At 57.8% G+C, this 15,358-nt stretch carries 13 protein-coding genes; 5 read left to right on the forward strand and 8 right to left on the reverse strand.

Going from position 1 to position 15,358, the window contains the following annotated elements:
- Window positions 1-207: 207 nt before the first annotated feature.
- On the forward strand, window positions 208-1,611 hold the full coding sequence (gene mdtD / locus B4M48_RS13800) for a multidrug transporter subunit MdtD (protein WP_071668266.1): 1,404 nt from the start codon (window positions 208-210) through the stop codon (window positions 1,609-1,611).
- Here the strand turns inward: mdtD and rbsR are convergent.
- The 7 genes from rbsR to B4M48_RS13835 all read right to left on the reverse strand — a co-directional run bounded on the left by rbsR (window position 1,608) and on the right by B4M48_RS13835 (window position 8,018).
- A complete protein-coding gene (rbsR, locus tag B4M48_RS13805; protein ID WP_039381369.1) occupies window positions 1,608-2,591 on the reverse strand; it encodes a ribose operon transcriptional repressor RbsR in 984 nt (327 codons plus the stop codon). The two genes, mdtD and rbsR, sit on opposite strands and share 4 nt — an antisense overlap.
- A 13-nt stretch (window positions 2,592-2,604) precedes the next feature.
- Window positions 2,605-3,534 (reverse strand): ribokinase, encoded by a 930-nt coding sequence (rbsK, locus tag B4M48_RS13810; RefSeq protein ID WP_071668265.1) that lies wholly within the window; start codon window positions 3,532-3,534, stop codon window positions 2,605-2,607.
- A 63-nt stretch (window positions 3,535-3,597) separates the two neighbouring features.
- Window positions 3,598-4,473, reverse strand: coding sequence for a ribose ABC transporter substrate-binding protein RbsB (gene rbsB / locus B4M48_RS13815; RefSeq protein WP_039381376.1), 876 nt, complete (start codon window positions 4,471-4,473; stop codon window positions 3,598-3,600).
- Window positions 4,474-4,500: 27 nt separating this feature from the next.
- On the reverse strand, window positions 4,501-5,472 hold the full coding sequence (gene rbsC, locus B4M48_RS13820; protein WP_039381378.1) for a ribose ABC transporter permease: 972 nt from the start codon (window positions 5,470-5,472) through the stop codon (window positions 4,501-4,503).
- Window positions 5,469-6,977, reverse strand: coding sequence for a ribose ABC transporter ATP-binding protein RbsA (rbsA, locus tag B4M48_RS13825; RefSeq protein ID WP_039381380.1), 1,509 nt, complete (start codon window positions 6,975-6,977; stop codon window positions 5,469-5,471). Before rbsA ends, rbsC begins: the two co-directional genes overlap by 4 nt.
- A 7-nt stretch (window positions 6,978-6,984) precedes the next feature.
- On the reverse strand, window positions 6,985-7,404 hold the full coding sequence (rbsD, locus tag B4M48_RS13830) for a D-ribose pyranase (RefSeq protein ID WP_039381382.1): 420 nt from the start codon (window positions 7,402-7,404) through the stop codon (window positions 6,985-6,987).
- A 215-nt stretch (window positions 7,405-7,619) separates the two neighbouring features.
- Complete coding sequence (locus tag B4M48_RS13835) at window positions 7,620-8,018, reverse strand: YgiW/YdeI family stress tolerance OB fold protein (RefSeq protein WP_071668263.1); 399 nt, start codon at window positions 8,016-8,018, stop codon at window positions 7,620-7,622.
- Window positions 8,019-8,196: 178 nt separating this feature from the next.
- Here B4M48_RS13835 and qseB point away from each other — a divergent pair, with 178 nt between their 5' ends.
- Together qseB and qseC are read left to right on the forward strand one after the other, a co-directional pair.
- Entirely contained in the window at window positions 8,197-8,859 is a 663-nt protein-coding gene (gene qseB, locus B4M48_RS13840) for a quorum sensing response regulator transcription factor QseB (protein ID WP_071668262.1), read from the forward strand.
- Complete coding sequence (gene qseC, locus B4M48_RS13845; protein WP_039381388.1) at window positions 8,856-10,229, forward strand: quorum sensing histidine kinase QseC; 1,374 nt, start codon at window positions 8,856-8,858, stop codon at window positions 10,227-10,229. The genes qseB and qseC overlap by 4 nt, the downstream gene beginning before the upstream one ends.
- Here qseC and kup read toward each other — a convergent pair.
- Window positions 10,198-12,066, reverse strand: a complete 1,869-nt coding sequence (gene kup / locus B4M48_RS13850; protein WP_039381392.1) for a low affinity potassium transporter Kup — start codon at window positions 12,064-12,066, stop codon at window positions 10,198-10,200. The two genes, qseC and kup, sit on opposite strands and share 32 nt — an antisense overlap.
- Before the next feature lie 285 nt (window positions 12,067-12,351).
- On the opposite strand from kup, the gene ravA reads away from it, so the two are divergent.
- Window positions 12,352-13,848, forward strand: coding sequence for an ATPase RavA (gene ravA, locus B4M48_RS13855; RefSeq protein ID WP_039385671.1), 1,497 nt, complete (start codon window positions 12,352-12,354; stop codon window positions 13,846-13,848).
- The gene (viaA, locus tag B4M48_RS13860) at window positions 13,845-15,305 is read left to right on the forward strand and encodes an ATPase RavA stimulator ViaA (protein ID WP_104085894.1); all 1,461 of its coding nucleotides are present in this window, start codon (window positions 13,845-13,847) and stop codon (window positions 15,303-15,305) included. Before ravA ends, viaA begins: the two co-directional genes overlap by 4 nt.
- Window positions 15,306-15,358: the final 53 nt, after the last annotated feature.

The raw sequence follows: 15,358 nt of genomic DNA on the forward strand, positions 1-15,358 counted from the left end.
AGTTCTCGCCGGGTGACAAGTGTTTATTGCAAAAAAATAGCTGAGCGTCTCTTTTTTGAGCGAAAGCGCTAAAAGCAGGCATTATATGACCAATTAATGGCCAAAATGGCCTCGTAAGAGGCACAAATCAACGTCATCGCCTGTAACTGCAATGCTATTCTTTTCTGATAATGCTGTTTGCCAGCACCACCAATAGAAGGATTTTCGATGATTCGTTCTGCGCGCAGTATGGCTGGCTTGCCGTGGATAGCCGCAATGGCGTTTTTTATGCAGGCACTCGACGCAACCATTCTTAATACAGCGCTGCCGGCCATTGCCACCAGCCTTGAACGCTCCCCCCTTGCTATGCAGTCCGCCGTTATCAGCTATACCCTGACTGTCGCTATGCTGATACCCGTCAGCGGCTGGCTGGCCGACCGGTTTGGCACGCGCCGTATTTTTATTATTGCCGTTTCACTGTTTACGCTGGGATCGCTGGCCTGCGCCCTGTCGGGCTCGCTGACTATTCTGGTGGTGTCACGCATTGTGCAGGGCGTGGGCGGTGCCATGATGATGCCGGTGGCGCGTCTGGCTCTGCTGCGTGCCTATCCGCGCAGTGAACTGCTGCCGGTGCTTAATTTCGTGACAATGCCGGGCCTGGTCGGCCCTATCCTCGGACCAATGCTGGGAGGCCTGCTGGTAACCTACGCCAGCTGGCACTGGATTTTCCTGATCAATATTCCCATCGGTATTGCCGGCATTTTTTACGCGCGCAAATATATGCCGGATTTCACCACGCCAAAACGCCGCTTCGATTTTACCGGCTTTCTTCTTTTCGGTCTGGGGCTGGTGCTGATCTCAGTGGGCATTGAGCTGTTCGGCGAGCGCATTGTTGCGTCATGGCAGGCGCTGCTGGTGCTGTTTGGCGGCTTTGCACTGCTGCTTCTTTATATACTGCATGCGCGGCGCCATCCCGCACCGCTGATCGGCCTGCCGATGTTCCGCACCCGCACCTTTTCTGTCGGCATTCTCGGCAATATTGCGGCGCGCCTCGGCACCGGCTGTATTCCCTTTCTGATGCCGCTGATGCTCCAGGTGGGCTTCGGCTATCCGGCTATTATTGCAGGTTGCATGATGGGACCTACGGCCATTGGCTCGCTGCTGGCTAAATCGACGGTGACGCAGGTGCTGCGCCGTTTTGGCTATCGTCGCACCCTGGTGGGCATTACTATCATTATTGGCATCCTGATCGCCAGCTTCTCGCTACAGTCACCGGGTGAGGGCGCAGTTATGCTGCTGATAGCGCTGTTTGTGCTGGGCATGGCGATGTCAACGCAGTTCACCGCGATGAACACGATTACGCTGGCCGATCTGAATGATGACAACGCCAGCGGTGGCAACAGCGTACTGGCGGTAACGCAGCAGGTTTCTATCAGCTTTGGTGTTGCGGTCAGCGCGGCGGTGCTGCGCTTTTACCAGGATTTTGAAAGTACGACCGTGCAGCAGTTCCACGCTACGTTTCTGACGATGGGCGTCATTACCGTGCTGTCTGCCGCCGCGTTTCTGTTACTGCGGCCCGGCGACGGCCGTAACCTGATCGCCAACCGGGAAAAGAAAAAGAAAGCGGCTTAAACAGAACCGCGTTCCACCAGCTCCGGCGTCAGCACCAGCGTTTGCTGACTGGCGTCGGGCGCGCCCATGCGGTGAATCAATGTATCGATAGCCAGCTCGCCCAGCTCATCTTTTGGCTGATGTACCGTGGTCAGCGGCGGTGTCAGATAGCGGGCCAATTCGATGTTGTCATATCCCATAACCGCAATATCCTGCGGTACCTGCAGGCCCGCCTGATACAACGCGTGATAGACGCCAACGGCCATCGCATCGTTACTGGTAAACACCGCCTCCGGTACCGGCTCCAGCGCCAGCAGCTGCGTCATGGCATTGAATCCGCCCTGGAACTCAAAGTCGCCGTCAACCACATACCCATCAGGTACCGTTAAACCGTGCGCCGCCATCGCTTTATGAAAGCCTTCAAGACGAAGTCGCGCCGGCGTTTTGTCCTGCGGTCCCGCAATACAGGCAATACGCCGGTAGCCTCGTTCAATCAGATGGCGGGTCGCCATTTCGCCGCCCAGTAAGGCATTATCCTGAATGATATCGCCCCGTCCCTCAAACGGTGCCCAGTCCATCATTACCATCGGTACCGAGGGATAACGATTCAGGATCTCAGCCGAAGGCAGATGCGTCTCCGTGCACATCAGCAGCAGGCCATCCACGCGCTTTTGCATCAGCGTTTCCAGGCTGCGATTCATGCGCTCTTCATCCCCTTCGGTATTGCACAGGATCAGGCTATAGCCGCGTTCGTAACAGCTGTTTTCCACGCCGCGCACGACCTCAGCATAGAAAGGGTTGCTGCTGGCCGTCAGTAACATACCGATAGTACGCGTCTGCCTGATCTTCAGGCTGCGCGCCAGCGCCGAAGGGGCATAGTTCAGCTCACGGATGGCCTGTTCAACCTTTTCGCGCACCTGCTCGCTGACAAAGCGATTGTTATTGATCACATGCGAAACGGTAGAGGTGGAGACGCCCGCCTGACGGGCAACATCTTTCATGGTAGCCAAGCGCTTATTCCTGTTGCTGCAGGAAAGCGTCGATTTCGCGGCGCCACGGTACAGCAGGCTGAGCGCCGGGCCGCGTCACGGCAATCGCCGCTGCCGCATGCGCAAACCGTACCGCATCATGCATCGTCATGCCTTCCAGCCGCGCGGTAATAAAAGCACCGTTGAAGGTGTCACCTGCGGCAATGGTGTCAACGGCCTGTACGTTAAAACCAGGAATGCGCTCGCCGTTACCCTGTTCGCTCAGCCATACGCCGCGCCGCCCCAGCGTAATCAGCACGGTGCGGATCCCTTTGGCATGCAGCACCTGCGCTGCCTGTGCGGCCTCAGCGTCACTGGAAACGGCAATCCCGGTCAGGATCTCCGCTTCGGTTTCGTTAGGCGTAATGATGTCAATCTGTGCCAGCAATTCATCCGTCAGCCTGGTCGCAGGGGCCGGATTGAGGATCACCTGCGTGCCGTGCTGTCGCGCAAGCTGCGCTGCCGTCAGCACGCTTTCCAGCGGGGATTCCAGCTGCATCAGCAGCGCCTCAGCGTCAGCGATCACCTGCTGATGACGCCGTACAGAGTCTGGCGTCAGCGCGGCGTTCGCGCCGGCATAAATGCCGATGTTGTTTTCACCTTCACCGTTGACGAAGATCATCGCCACGCCGGTTGCCTCTGACGGGATGGCTTCAACCGGCGTGATATCAATATTGTCGCGCTGCAGCTGTTCACAGATGCGTTCGCCCGTGTCATCGCCACCTACACAGGCGATAAAGGCGATATCAGCACCCGCGCGTCCGGCTGCCACCGCCTGATTAGCGCCTTTGCCGCCAAACGCAATCTGATACGCCTTACCGATAACGGTTTCACCGGGGCGCGGGAAGTGACTCAGGTTCAGGATATGATCGGCGTTGATGCTGCCCATTACCGCCAGTTTTGCGCATTTACTCATAGGGAGAGATCCAGGAAGTTGCGTCACCCTGAGGGTGACGCGAGGCCACGCTTTTCTTTGGTTTTATTTAGTGACGAGTTTCAGGTCAACCGGGTTGATCGCCTGCACTTTTTCACCTTTCAGCACTTTGTCTGCGGTATCCACGCCAATCATACCAATCTTATCCGGCATCTGCGCCACGGTTGCGGTCAGTTTACCGGACTCTACCGCTTTCACGCCGTCAGCCGTACCATCAAATCCAACCACCAGCACATCGGTTTTACCGGCGGTCTGCAGCGCACGCAGCGCACCCAGCGCCATCTCATCGTTTTGTGCAAACACCGCCTGCACATCCGGATGCGCCTGCAGCAGGTTCTGCATCACGTTCAGCCCTTTAGTACGATCGAAGTCAGCCGGCTGACTGGCAAGAATAGCAAATTTGTGCGCATCAGCGGCCTGCTTGAAACCTTCACCGCGCTCGCGTGCGGCTGATGTGCCGGCGATGCCCTGCAGCTCAATGATTTTTGCGCCGTCACCCACTTTTTTCGCAATAAAATCGCCCGCCATTTTACCGCCAAAGCGGTTGTCAGAGGCGACGTGGCTCACTACCTTGCCCTGTGCTGCCATACGGTCCAGCGTGATCACCGGGATATTTGCCTGGTTAGCCATTTTTACGGCGTTGCCAACAGCGTCGGAATCTGTCGGGTTGATCAGCAGCAGCTTAGTGCCGCGAACGGTCAGATCCTGCACGTTAGCCAGCTCTTTTGCCGGGTTGTTCTGGGAGTCCAGCACCACCAGGTTGTAGCCAAGCTTGTCCGCTTCTTTCTGAGCGCCATCTTTAAGCGAGACAAAGAAGGGGTTATTGAGGGTAGAAACCACCAGCGCAATCGTATCCTTGGCCATTGCGCCGGCACTCAGGGTGGCACCAAGAATGACGGCCAGTGCAGTTAATTTTTTCATTTACAGGATCCTGTGTGAGGGTCAGAGTTATTTACTGCTTTTGTTATCTACCAGCACCGCCAGTAAAATCACGACGGCTTTAACAATCATCTGGTAGTAGGAAGATACGCCCATCAGGTTCAGGCCATTATTCAGGAAGCCCAGAATCAGCGCGCCAATCAGCGTACCCATAATACGGCCTTTACCACCTGCCAGGCTGGTGCCGCCCAGTACCACTGCAGCAATCGCATCCAGTTCATAACCGGTGCCAGCCGTAGGCTGTGCTGATGAGAGGCGGGCGACTTCAATCGTGCCCGCCAGCGCCGCCAGCAGGCCGCTCAGCGCATAAACGGTAATTTTGACGCGGTTAACGCTGATGCCTGATAGCCGGGTAGCGGCCTCATTACCGCCCAGCGCATAGATATAGCGGCCCAGACGCGTGTGGTGCAGCATGTACCACGCCAGCGCAAACACCAGCGCCATCAGCCATACCGGCGTCGGGATCCCCAGCGGACGACCGATACCGAACCAGCCAAACAGATCGGCGTTTTCACTGAAGCCGGTATTCACCGGACTGCCGTCGGTGTAAACCATGGTGACGCCGCGCAGCAGCAGCATCATCACCAGCGTGGCGATAAACGCCTGCACCCTGCCGCGCGCAACTATCACGCCGGTGATGCCGCCAATAAACGCGCCCAGCGCCAGGGAAGCGGCAACGGCAACCAGCGCATTGACCTCCATGCCGACAATAGACGCGGCAACCGCACCGGTAAGCGCCAGCAGCGATCCCACTGACAGGTCGATGCCTGACGTCAGGATCACCAGCGTCATCCCCACCGCCATAATGGCGTTGACCGAGGTCTGCTGCAGAATGTTGAACATGTTGGCCAGCGTAAAGAAGTTCGGGCTCTGGCTGGCGACCACGGCGATCAGCACAATCAGCGCAATCAGTGACTTCTGCTCCAGCAGCCAGCTTTTGCTGAACCAGCGGCGGCTGGCGGGTAGGGTTTGGGTACTCATACGACTAAATCCTCGCTGTGTTGCTTACCGACCGCCGCCGCCATCAGGGATTCCTGGGTAGCCTGCTCGCGGGAAAATTCGCCACTGATATGGCCTTCATGCATCACCAGAATGCGATCGCTCATGCCCAGCACTTCCGGCATTTCCGATGACACCAGAATGATGCTCAGCCCTTCCGCTTTGAACTGATTAATTAACTGATAAATCTCTTTTTTGGCACCTACATCGACACCGCGCGTGGGTTCATCCAGGATCAGCACGTCCGGACGGGTCATCAGGCCGCGGGCAATCGCCACCTTTTGCTGATTACCGCCGGAGAGCAGGCCAATTGGCTGCATCATTGAGGGCGTCTTTACATTGAACAGGCGGATAAAATCGCCTACCGCCAGCTGCTCTTCCGCATGTTTCAGGTTACCGCCGGCGTGGCTGAAATAGCGCAGCGCCGTCAGCGACATGTTCTCTTTTACCGACATTCCGAGCACCAGTCCGTCGCGCTTACGATCTTCAGAGATATAAACGATACCGCTGGCGAGCCCCTCCTGCGGCGAACGTACGGTCACGGTACGGCCATTGAGCGTGACGCTGCCGCTGCGGCGCGGCAGGGCGCCATAGAGCACTTTCATCAGCTCCGTTCGCCCGGCCCCCATCAGCCCTGAAATCCCCAGAATTTCACCTTTGCGCAGGGTAAAGCTGACATCCTCCACGCCTGAACCACAGAGCTTTTCAACCTGCAGACGGATTTCACCGGGCGATTGATCGAGATGGGGATATTGATCTTCCAGCTTGCGTCCCACCATCATCTCAATCAGCTGCTCTTCGCTCAGATCGCTGACGGCGCGTTCGGCAATAAACTGCCCGTCACGAAATACGGTTACGTCATCGCAGATCTCAAAAATTTCTTTCATACGGTGCGAGATATAGACAATGCCGCACCCCTGCGCTTTCAGTTCGTTAATAACGTGAAACAGCGACAGCGTTTCGGTATCCGTCAGCGCATCCGTCGGCTCATCCATAATGATGACGCGTGATTCAAAACTCAGTACTTTGGCAATCTCTACCATCTGCTGATCGCCAATTGAGAGATCGCCCACCAGTTTGTGGCTGCTGAAACGCAGGTTAAGACGCTTAAGCAGCGCCTCTGCCTCACGATGCATCTTTTTCCAGTCGATACGGCCAAACCGGTTTATAAACTCCCGGCCCAGGAAAATATTCTCCGCCACGCTCAGCTGCGGGATCAGATTAAGCTCCTGATGAATAATGCCGATGCCTGCCTCCTGCGACGCCTTTGGGCCGGAGAAGGCAACAGGTTCACCCAGCCACTGCAGCGAGCCAGCGTCCATGGTGTAGATGCCGGTCAGCACCTTCATCATGGTGGATTTACCGGCCCCGTTTTCGCCTACCAGCGCCATAACGCGCCCCGGGTAGACCGCCAGCGAGGCACCATTCAGCGCCTTTACGCCAGGAAACGACTTTTCGATTCCTTTAAGTTGCAGTAAGGGTTGCATAGCGGCCTCAGAAGGTGACGCCGGCGCTCAGGATGACATTCGCATACGGAGAACACTCTCCGCTGCGAATGACCGCCTGGCTGCACTGCGTCTGTTGTTTGAACTGTTCATGACTGATGTAACGGACGGTGATGCTATTCCCCTGGTGCTGTTGCAACGCTTCGAGCACGGCGAGCAGCTGGCTGTGAAGCTGCGGATTATGTTCTTTTATCTCCTCCGCAATCAGGGCGCTTTCTACCTGCATCTCCTGTGTGACCACCTCCACAACCTGTAAAAATCCGGGCGTACCGGGCGTTAACGCCAGGTCAATACGCCGGGGGCCGTGCGGAACAGGCAGGCCCGCGTCCGCAATAGTCAGCGTATCGGTATGCCCGAGGCGGGCAATCACATGAGAGAGTTCAGCGTGTAACAGGCGACCTTTTTTCATTTCATCCACTCCACAGCGAAACGTTTCGCTGTGGAGCAGTGTATAAAAGCAGCATAGTAACGCAATGACACCATCACGGAAGTGTGATCGCCATCGAAACGTTTCGCTGTCAGCCGGAAAAAATTTGGGTAAGGGAGTACAGAGAGGCAGGGAGCAGGATGATATGGGCCCATCAGAATGAATGAAGCCACTCAGGCAGTGGCTTCACAGTGTGCTTATGGCAGCTTGCGAACCTGTTTTACGTCAAGCTCAATGGCGTTGAAATCTTTATCCAGCTCGCCGGTCAGTTCGACCCGATCTTTTGGCGTAATGGTCACGCCGTTCCAGTGCTTGTGGTCAATCTCGACTTTCATGGTGCCGCTGCTGTCGCGGAACAGATAATCTTCATCGCCAGTCTGCTTTTCCAGCGTCCCGCGCACGGTGATCCAGCTGTCATCTTTCATCTCTTCAGCCTGTTTTACCGTCACGACGCTGGCTTCGCCCGCTTTAAAACCGCCCGCCTGATTACTTTGTGCGGCTGGCGCAGCGGGATCCATAAAGCCGCCCTGCGGCGCAGCAAGTACCGGTGCGGTGGCCAGGGCAATCAGGGTCAGTAACGCGATACGTGTTTTCATTAGTTACCTCATTTCTGTGAACAGGTGGAATATCAGCAGTAGACCAGAGAGTTCTTAACAGGATCTTAAGGAGCGCTGTTTTTTACCGTTGCGTGAAAAATAGCTGAAAATCGCGCTGCTGGCCTGTACAAGCCCGGACGGGCTTCGTATAACTCGCCTATAGCCGGGGGAGAGCACAATGCGAATTCTGTTGATTGAAGATGACACGCTGATTGGCGACGGGCTGAAGGTTGGCCTGACAAAACTGGGATTCAGCGTCGACTGGTTTATATCCGGTGAGGCCGGATGTCAGGCGCTGAGCGCAGCGCCCTGGGATGCAGTGGTGCTGGATCTGTCGCTGCCGGAACGCGACGGGCTGGAGATCCTGCGCCAGTGGCGCGCTGCAGGCGCGGATATTCCGGTGCTGATCCTCACCGCGCGCGACGCACTGGACCAGCGCGTACAGGGTTTACAGCTGGGTGCCGATGACTATCTCTGCAAACCGTTCGCACTGACTGAAGTGGCTGCGCGACTGCAGGCGCTGATCCGCCGCCGGCATGGCCAGCTGCAGCCTGAGCTGCGGCACGGCAATGTTGTCATGCAGCCCGCCAGCCACAGCGTTCTGCTCAATGGCGAACCGCTTGAACTGAAAAGCCGCGAACTGGCGCTGCTGGAGCTGTTTCTGCGACATCCGGCTCAGGTGCTGACGCGCAGCCAGCTTGAAGAGAAGCTTTACAGCTGGGATGACGATGTTTCCAGCAACGCGGTAGAAGTACATATTCATCATCTGCGCAAAAAACTGGGCAGCCAGTTTATCCGCACCGTGCACGGTATTGGCTATACGCTGGGAGCGGCAGAATGAGCCTGTTTGTCCGGCTGGCGATCGGCTTTGTGCTGCTGATCCTGCTGTGCGGTGCCAGCGCCGGCTGGAGCGCGTGGCAGCAGACGCGCGATACGGTTAATGAACTGTTTGATACCCAGCAGATGCTGTTTGCCAAACGGCTGCTGGCGCTCGACCCCACCAGCCTGCATCACGCGGCATTACCGAAAACCAAAACCCTTTTACGCCATCACCGCGGCGATCAGGATGATGACGCCCTGGCATTTGCGGTGTTCCGCACCGACGGTACGCCGCTGCTCAACGACGGCGAGAACGGGCGCGGGTTATCATTCGATACGCGACGCGACGGCTTTCGTGACGGGCAGCTGCGTGACGACGATGAGCGCTGGCGTCTGCTCTGGCTGACGTCACCCGATAAACAGTATCGCGTGGTAGTGGGGCAGGAGCAGGAGTACCGGGATGATATGACGCTCGATCTGGCGTCCGCCGCCCTGCTGCCGTGGCTTGTCGCGATGCCGTTTATGCTGCTGCTGCTGCTCTTGCTGGTGTGGTATGAACTGCGGCCGCTGAAGCAGCTGGCGCACCGGCTGCAGCAGCGTGCGCCGGATGACGCGACCACGCTGCCGGTTACGCATCTGCCGCGTGAGGTACAGCCGCTGGTAGCGGCGCTCAACGATCTCTTCGGACGCACGGCGCAGCTGGTACAGCGCGAGCGTCGCTTCACCTCCGATGCCGCCCATGAACTGCGCAGCCCGCTGGCTGCCCTGCGCGTGCAAAGTGAGGTGATCCAGCTGGCCGAAGATGATGAGCAGGTGCGACGGCGGGCGCTGCAGCAGCTCGATAGCGGTATTATCCGTGCGACCCGGCTGGTGGATCAGCTGCTGACGCTGTCGCGCGTTGAAGCGGACGATCTGCGCAGTGAATTTCAGCCGGTCGCGCTGCTCCCGCTGCTGCAGGCGCTGGTCGCTGAACATCTGCCGCAGGCCGCCGCGCAGCAGACAGAGATAACACTGACCAGCGATGCCGCGCCGGTGATGAACGGTCATCCGCTGCTGCTGGGCCTGATGATACGTAATCTGCTGGATAATGCGCTGCGCTATGCGCCGGCACAGAGCCGGATAGCGCTGCGGCTGGAGACGGACAGCATAGTGGTTGAAGACAATGGTGCGGGCGTATCGGACGAGCAGCTGGCGCGGCTCGGCGAACGCTTCTGGCGTCCGCCCGGCCAGGCACAGAGCGGCAGCGGCCTGGGGCTGTCAATTGTGAAAAATATTGCGCAGCTGCACGACCTGCAGCTGCACTTCAGTCACGCCGTGCCGCAGGGGCTGCGCATTACGCTAATCCGGCAACGCAGCGGCGCTAAATCTCGACCTGCGTACCCAGCTCGATAACACGGTTAGGCGGGATTTCAAACTGATCCGGCGCGCGCAGCGCGTTACGCTGCAGCGTCAGGAACAGTTTGCCGCGCAGGCGCAGATACCAGGGCCGCTTACCGATGATCAGCGATTCATGCGACATAAAGAATGAGGTCTCCATCATCCGGCAGTTAAGCCCCTCCAGCCCGCAGCGGTGAAAAATCTCCTCCACGTTTGGCGTCTCGCGCCAGCCGTAGCTCGCCACCACGCGCCAGAACGTAGGCGACAGCTGTTCAATGGTGACCCGGCGTACGTTATGCACATAGGGTGAATCTTCCGTACGCAGCGTCAGCAGCACCACGCGCTCATGCAGCACTTTGTTGTGCTTGAGGTTATGCAGCATCGCGAAAGGGATCACGTTCAGCGCACGCGACATATATACCGCCGTACCCGATACGCGTACCGGCGGTGATTTCTCCAGTGAAGCGATCATCGCATCGAGCGAATTGCCGTGCTCATGCATGCGGCGCAGCAGACGAAAGCGCTCACTTTTCCAGGTCGTCATGATGATGAACATCATCAGCGCCAGCGTCAGCGGCAGCCAGCCGCCGGAGAAGACTTTGATCAGGTTAGCGGAGAACAGCGACACATCAATGCAGAGCATCGCGGCCAGCATCAGCATGACCAGATAGCGATTCCAGTGCCAGTTCTGAATCGCCACCGTGGCGCAGAGGATCGCCGTCAGCACCATAGTGCCGGTTACGGCAATGCCGTAGGCCGCCGCCAGATTACTGGAGTGCTCAAAACCAACAATCACAATCACCACCGCGGCGTAGAGCAGCCAGTTAATGACCGGAATGTAGATCTGTCCTGACTCCTCTTCAGAGGTGTGAACAATGCGCATCGGCGGCAGATAACCGAGCCGCACCGCCTGACGCGTCAGGGAAAAGACGCCGGAGATCACCGCCTGTGAGGCGATAACCGTCGCCAGCGTAGCGAGCAGCAGCATCGGGATCAGCATCCAGTCCGGTGCCAGCAGGAAAAACGGGTTCTTTATCGCTTCCGGATGCGCCAGCAGCAGCGCACCCTGGCCAAAATAGTTCAGCACCAGCGAAGGCAGCACCACCACAAACCACGCCAGACGGATCGGAAATTTGCCGAAGTGTCCCATGTCCGCATAAAGCGCTTCGACGCCGGTGATCGCCAGTACCACCGCACCCAGCGCAAAAAAGGAGACCGACTTATACTGAACAAAGAAGTGCAGCGCCCAGTAAGGATTCATCGCGTGCAGTACATCAGGATTATTCAGGATGCTGCGCGCGCCCAGCACGGCCAGCACCAGAAACCATACCAGCATAACCGGCGCAAACAGCTTGCCTACGATACCGGTGCCCTGTTTCTGGATTATAAACAGCAGCGTCAGCACGGCGATCGCCAGCGGGACGATCCAGGTGTCGAGACCGGGCGCGGCAATCTCCAGTCCCTCAATCGCTGAGAGCACGGATACGGCCGGGGTGATCACCACCTCACCATAAAAGAAGCTGCCGCCGATCAGCCCCATGATCACCAGAACGGCTGTGGCACGCGCGCCGGTGTGACGACCCGCGAGCGACATCAGCGTCAGAATTCCGCCTTCACCCGCATTGTCCGCGCGCATGACGTAACTGATATATTTCAGCGAAACCACCAGAATCAGCAGCCAGAAGATCAGCGATAAAAAGCCGAATACCGCTTCGCGTTCAACGCCAAAGCCGAACTGGCCGGAAAGGCATTCACGTAAGGTATACAGCGGGCTGGTGCCAATGTCGCCATAGACCACGCCGATTGCAGCCAGCGTGACGGCGCTAAGAGACTGTTTCTTATCCGAGCTCATAGGGTGTCTTGTGTTGGAGCCGTTGCGACTCAGGCCATCAAAAAGCGCACAGTATGCACATAATTGGCAGAAACCAACAGACAGCGCTGATGATAATACGCAGCGTACTCTGCTTTTTCGCCGAAAATCCTGCAGAAAACGGGCTGAAAACCGCACGTTGTGCTGCCACAACCTTCTGAAACAAAAAAGCTGACGGCTATCAACGCATTCAAGCATGATAAACAGTAGAGTATTGCGCTCGCCAGACCGTAACGGCACCAGGTTCAGAAGGACAATGATGTGATTATGGCTCAACCCCATCTGTTGGCAGAAAGAATTTCCCGACTGAGTAATGCGCTGGAAAAAGGGCTGTATGAACGGCACCATGCCATTCGCCTCTGCCTGCTGGCAGCGTTAAGCGGCGAAAGCGTTTTTCTGCTCGGCCCGCCCGGCATTGCCAAAAGCCTGATTGCCCGTCGCCTTAAATATGCTTTCCAGCACGCCCGTGCGTTTGAATATCTGATGACCCGTTTCTCCACGCCGGAAGAGGTGTTTGGCCCGCTGTCGATTCAGGCACTGAAAGATGAGGGCCGCTATCAGCGTCTGACCAGAGGCTATCTGCCGGATGCGGAGATCGTCTTTCTGGATGAGATCTGGAAAGCGGGTCCGGCCATTCTGAACACGCTGCTGACCGCCATTAACGAACGCCGCTTCCGGAACGGCGACTGCGAAGAGGCGATCCCGATGCGTCTGCTGGTGACCGCCTCAAACGAGCTGCCGGAAGCTGACAGCGGCCTTGAAGCGCTCTATGACCGCATGCTTATCCGCCTGTGGCTCGATAACGTACATGAGAAGCAAAATTTTCGCAGCATGCTGACCCACCAGCAGGATGAGAACGTCAATCCGGTCGCGGAGTCGCTCTGCATCAGCGATGAAGAGTATCTGCAGTGGCAAAAGGGCATCAGTCAGGTAAAGCTGCCTGACGATGTGTTTGAGCTTATCTATCAGCTGCGTCAGCAGCTGGAAAACCTGCCGGATGCGCCCTACATCTCTGACCGCCGCTGGAAAAAAGCGATTCATCTGCTGCAGGCCAGCGCCTTTTACAGCGGGCGCACGGCGATTGCGCCTATCGATCTGGTTCTGCTCAAAGATTGCCTCTGGCACGACATCGCTTCGATGACGCTGCTGGACCGGGAAATGGATGCGCTGATGACGCAGCACGCCTGGCAGCAGCAGGCGATGCTGCACCGGCTGCAGCAGATCAATGCGCAGCGTCTGGCACTGCAGCAGCAGCAGAGCGTGGCGCAGGCGCTGACGCTGGAGAAACACAGCGGCATGTTCAGCCGTAAGCCACATTATGAGCTGCCGGAGTCGGTTGCCGGCGAACAGCTGACCCTGATGCTGCAGCAGCCGCTGACGCTGCACGATATGCAGGTCAGCCATATAGTGGTAAGCCGTGAGGCCCTGGTACAGTGGCTGCTGAAAGGCGGAGATATACGCGGCAAGCTGAACGGCATCGGCTTTGCACAGTCACTCGATCTGGTGGTCGATACCCATCACTGCCTGACGCTACGCGATGTCAGCCTGCAGTCTGCGCGCCTGACGCTGCCCGGAGCGGCGAGCCTGCAGGCGCTGCCGCCGGAAATCGTTGATGAATATGATGCGCTTGAGGCCCGCCTGCGGGCGCAGCGGGCGCTGTTCAGCCAGCATCAGCGCTGCCTGTTTATCAGCGATGACTGGCTGGCACGCATTGAGACCAGCCTGCAGGATGTCGCCGAGCAGCTGAAACAGGCGCGGAAATGATCTCGCTGGAGACGCTCAGCACACTGCTCTCAATTGGTGAAACGGAGCTGATTGATGAGCTGATTCTGGCGCTGCTGGCCACACCGCAGCTGACGCTGTTTTTCGAAAAATTTCCCCGCATGAAGCAGGCGATGCTGCGCGATCTGCCGCGCTGGCGCGCTGAAATCGCCGGGCAGATGAGATCGACGCCCGTGCCCGCCGTGCTGGCGCAGGAGTTTCAGCTGTTTGAGCGGTTACAGCTGCTCAGCAGCCGTGATTTCAGCGCTCAGCTGCCGCACCTCCTTGAGCAACTGCAGAAGCTGCCATCCCCTTTTCTCACCGAAGCCAGGATGCTGCTGCAGCGTAATGAAGGCCCGGAACTGAGCAACGCGCAGCACCGGCTGTTCCTGCAGCGCTGGCGACTGAGCCTGACGCTGCAGACGCTGACGCTGAATGAAACGTTGCTGGAGGCGCAGCGTGAACGGCTGTTGGCGGAACTGCAGCAGCGTATGGCGCTGAGCGGCCAGCTGGCGCCGGTGCTGAGCGATGAAGATGAGGCCGCCGCCGGCCGGCTGTGGGATCTCAGCAAAGCCTCGCTGCAGCCAGGCGACTACACACTAATTGTGCAATATGGTGCGTTTCTGGCGCAGCAGCCGGAGCTGATGCAGCTGGCGCAGCAGTTAGGCCGCAGCCGCGAAGCCAAATCGGTGCCGTCACGCGATGCGCCGCTGGAAGCGTTTCATCAGCTGGTGCATGAGCCAGATAACGTGCCGGAAGAGGTCAGCGGCATTCATCAGAGCGATGATGTGCTGCGCCTGCTGCCGCCGGAACTGGCCGCGCTCAGTATCAGTGAACTGGAGCTGGAATTTTACCGGCGTCTGGTAGAAAAACGCCTGCTGACCTATCGCCTGCAGGGTGATGCCTGGCACGAAAAAACCGCGCTGCGGCCGGTGAGCCATCAGCAGCATGAAACAGAGCCGCGCGGTCCGTTTATTGTCTGCGTGGATACGTCCGGCTCTATGGGCGGGTTTAATGAACGCTGCGCCAAGGCCTTTTGCCTTGCGCTGCTGAAAATCGCCCTGGCAGATCGGCGTCGCTGCTACATTATGCTGTTTGCCCATGAGGTGGTCGGCTATGAGCTGACCGCCGATAACGGCATTGAACAGGCGATTCGTTTCCTCAGCCAGCGTTTTCGCGGCGGTACCGATCTGACGGCCTGCCTGAGTGCCGTGGTGCAGCGCATGGAAGGCAGCCAGTGGCAGGAGGCAGACGCGGTGATCGTGTCGGACTTTATCGCCCAGCGCCTGCCGGAAGAGCTGATTAAGACCATAAAGCAGCGACAGCGGATGCAGCAGCAGCGGTTTCACGCCGTGGCGATGTCAGCGCATGGCAAACCCGGCATTCTGCGCATCTTCGATCATATCTGGCGCTTCGATACCGGGCTGAAAAGCCGCCTGCTGCGTCGCTGGACGCGCTGATTCATCTGACAGACACGCCTGTTTGCTATAGTGAATGACCCGCTGTGTTTATT

The sequence above is a fragment of the Pantoea sp. UBA6567 genome (assembly GCF_002434165.1).
In the GTDB taxonomy this organism is placed as follows: Bacteria; Pseudomonadota; Gammaproteobacteria; order Enterobacterales; family Enterobacteriaceae; genus Pantoea; species Pantoea eucrina.

What these genes read in the sequence shown, in the direction of transcription:
- rbsR (WP_039381369.1), bottom strand. Translation starts at nt 2,591, where the DNA reads ATGAAAGATGTTGCCCGTCAGGCGGGCGTCTCCACCTCTACCGTTTCG.
- kup (WP_039381392.1), bottom strand. Translation starts at nt 12,066, where the DNA reads ATGAGCTCGGATAAGAAACAGTCTCTTAGCGCCGTCACGCTGGCTGCA.
- rbsC (WP_039381378.1), bottom strand. Translation starts at nt 5,472, where the DNA reads ATGAGTACCCAAACCCTACCCGCCAGCCGCCGCTGGTTCAGCAAAAGC.
- rbsK (WP_071668265.1), bottom strand. Translation starts at nt 3,534, where the DNA reads ATGAGTAAATGCGCAAAACTGGCGGTAATGGGCAGCATCAACGCCGAT.
- rbsB (WP_039381376.1), bottom strand. Translation starts at nt 4,473, where the DNA reads ATGAAAAAATTAACTGCACTGGCCGTCATTCTTGGTGCCACCCTGAGT.
- B4M48_RS13835 (WP_071668263.1), bottom strand. Translation starts at nt 8,018, where the DNA reads ATGAAAACACGTATCGCGTTACTGACCCTGATTGCCCTGGCCACCGCA.
- qseC (WP_039381388.1), top strand. Translation starts at nt 8,856, where the DNA reads ATGAGCCTGTTTGTCCGGCTGGCGATCGGCTTTGTGCTGCTGATCCTG.
- rbsD (WP_039381382.1), bottom strand. Translation starts at nt 7,404, where the DNA reads ATGAAAAAAGGTCGCCTGTTACACGCTGAACTCTCTCATGTGATTGCC.
- viaA (WP_104085894.1), top strand. Translation starts at nt 13,845, where the DNA reads ATGATCTCGCTGGAGACGCTCAGCACACTGCTCTCAATTGGTGAAACG.
- ravA (WP_039385671.1), top strand. Translation starts at nt 12,352, where the DNA reads ATGGCTCAACCCCATCTGTTGGCAGAAAGAATTTCCCGACTGAGTAAT.
- mdtD (WP_071668266.1), top strand. Translation starts at nt 208, where the DNA reads ATGATTCGTTCTGCGCGCAGTATGGCTGGCTTGCCGTGGATAGCCGCA.
- rbsA (WP_039381380.1), bottom strand. Translation starts at nt 6,977, where the DNA reads ATGCAACCCTTACTGCAACTTAAAGGAATCGAAAAGTCGTTTCCTGGC.
- qseB (WP_071668262.1), top strand. Translation starts at nt 8,197, where the DNA reads ATGCGAATTCTGTTGATTGAAGATGACACGCTGATTGGCGACGGGCTG.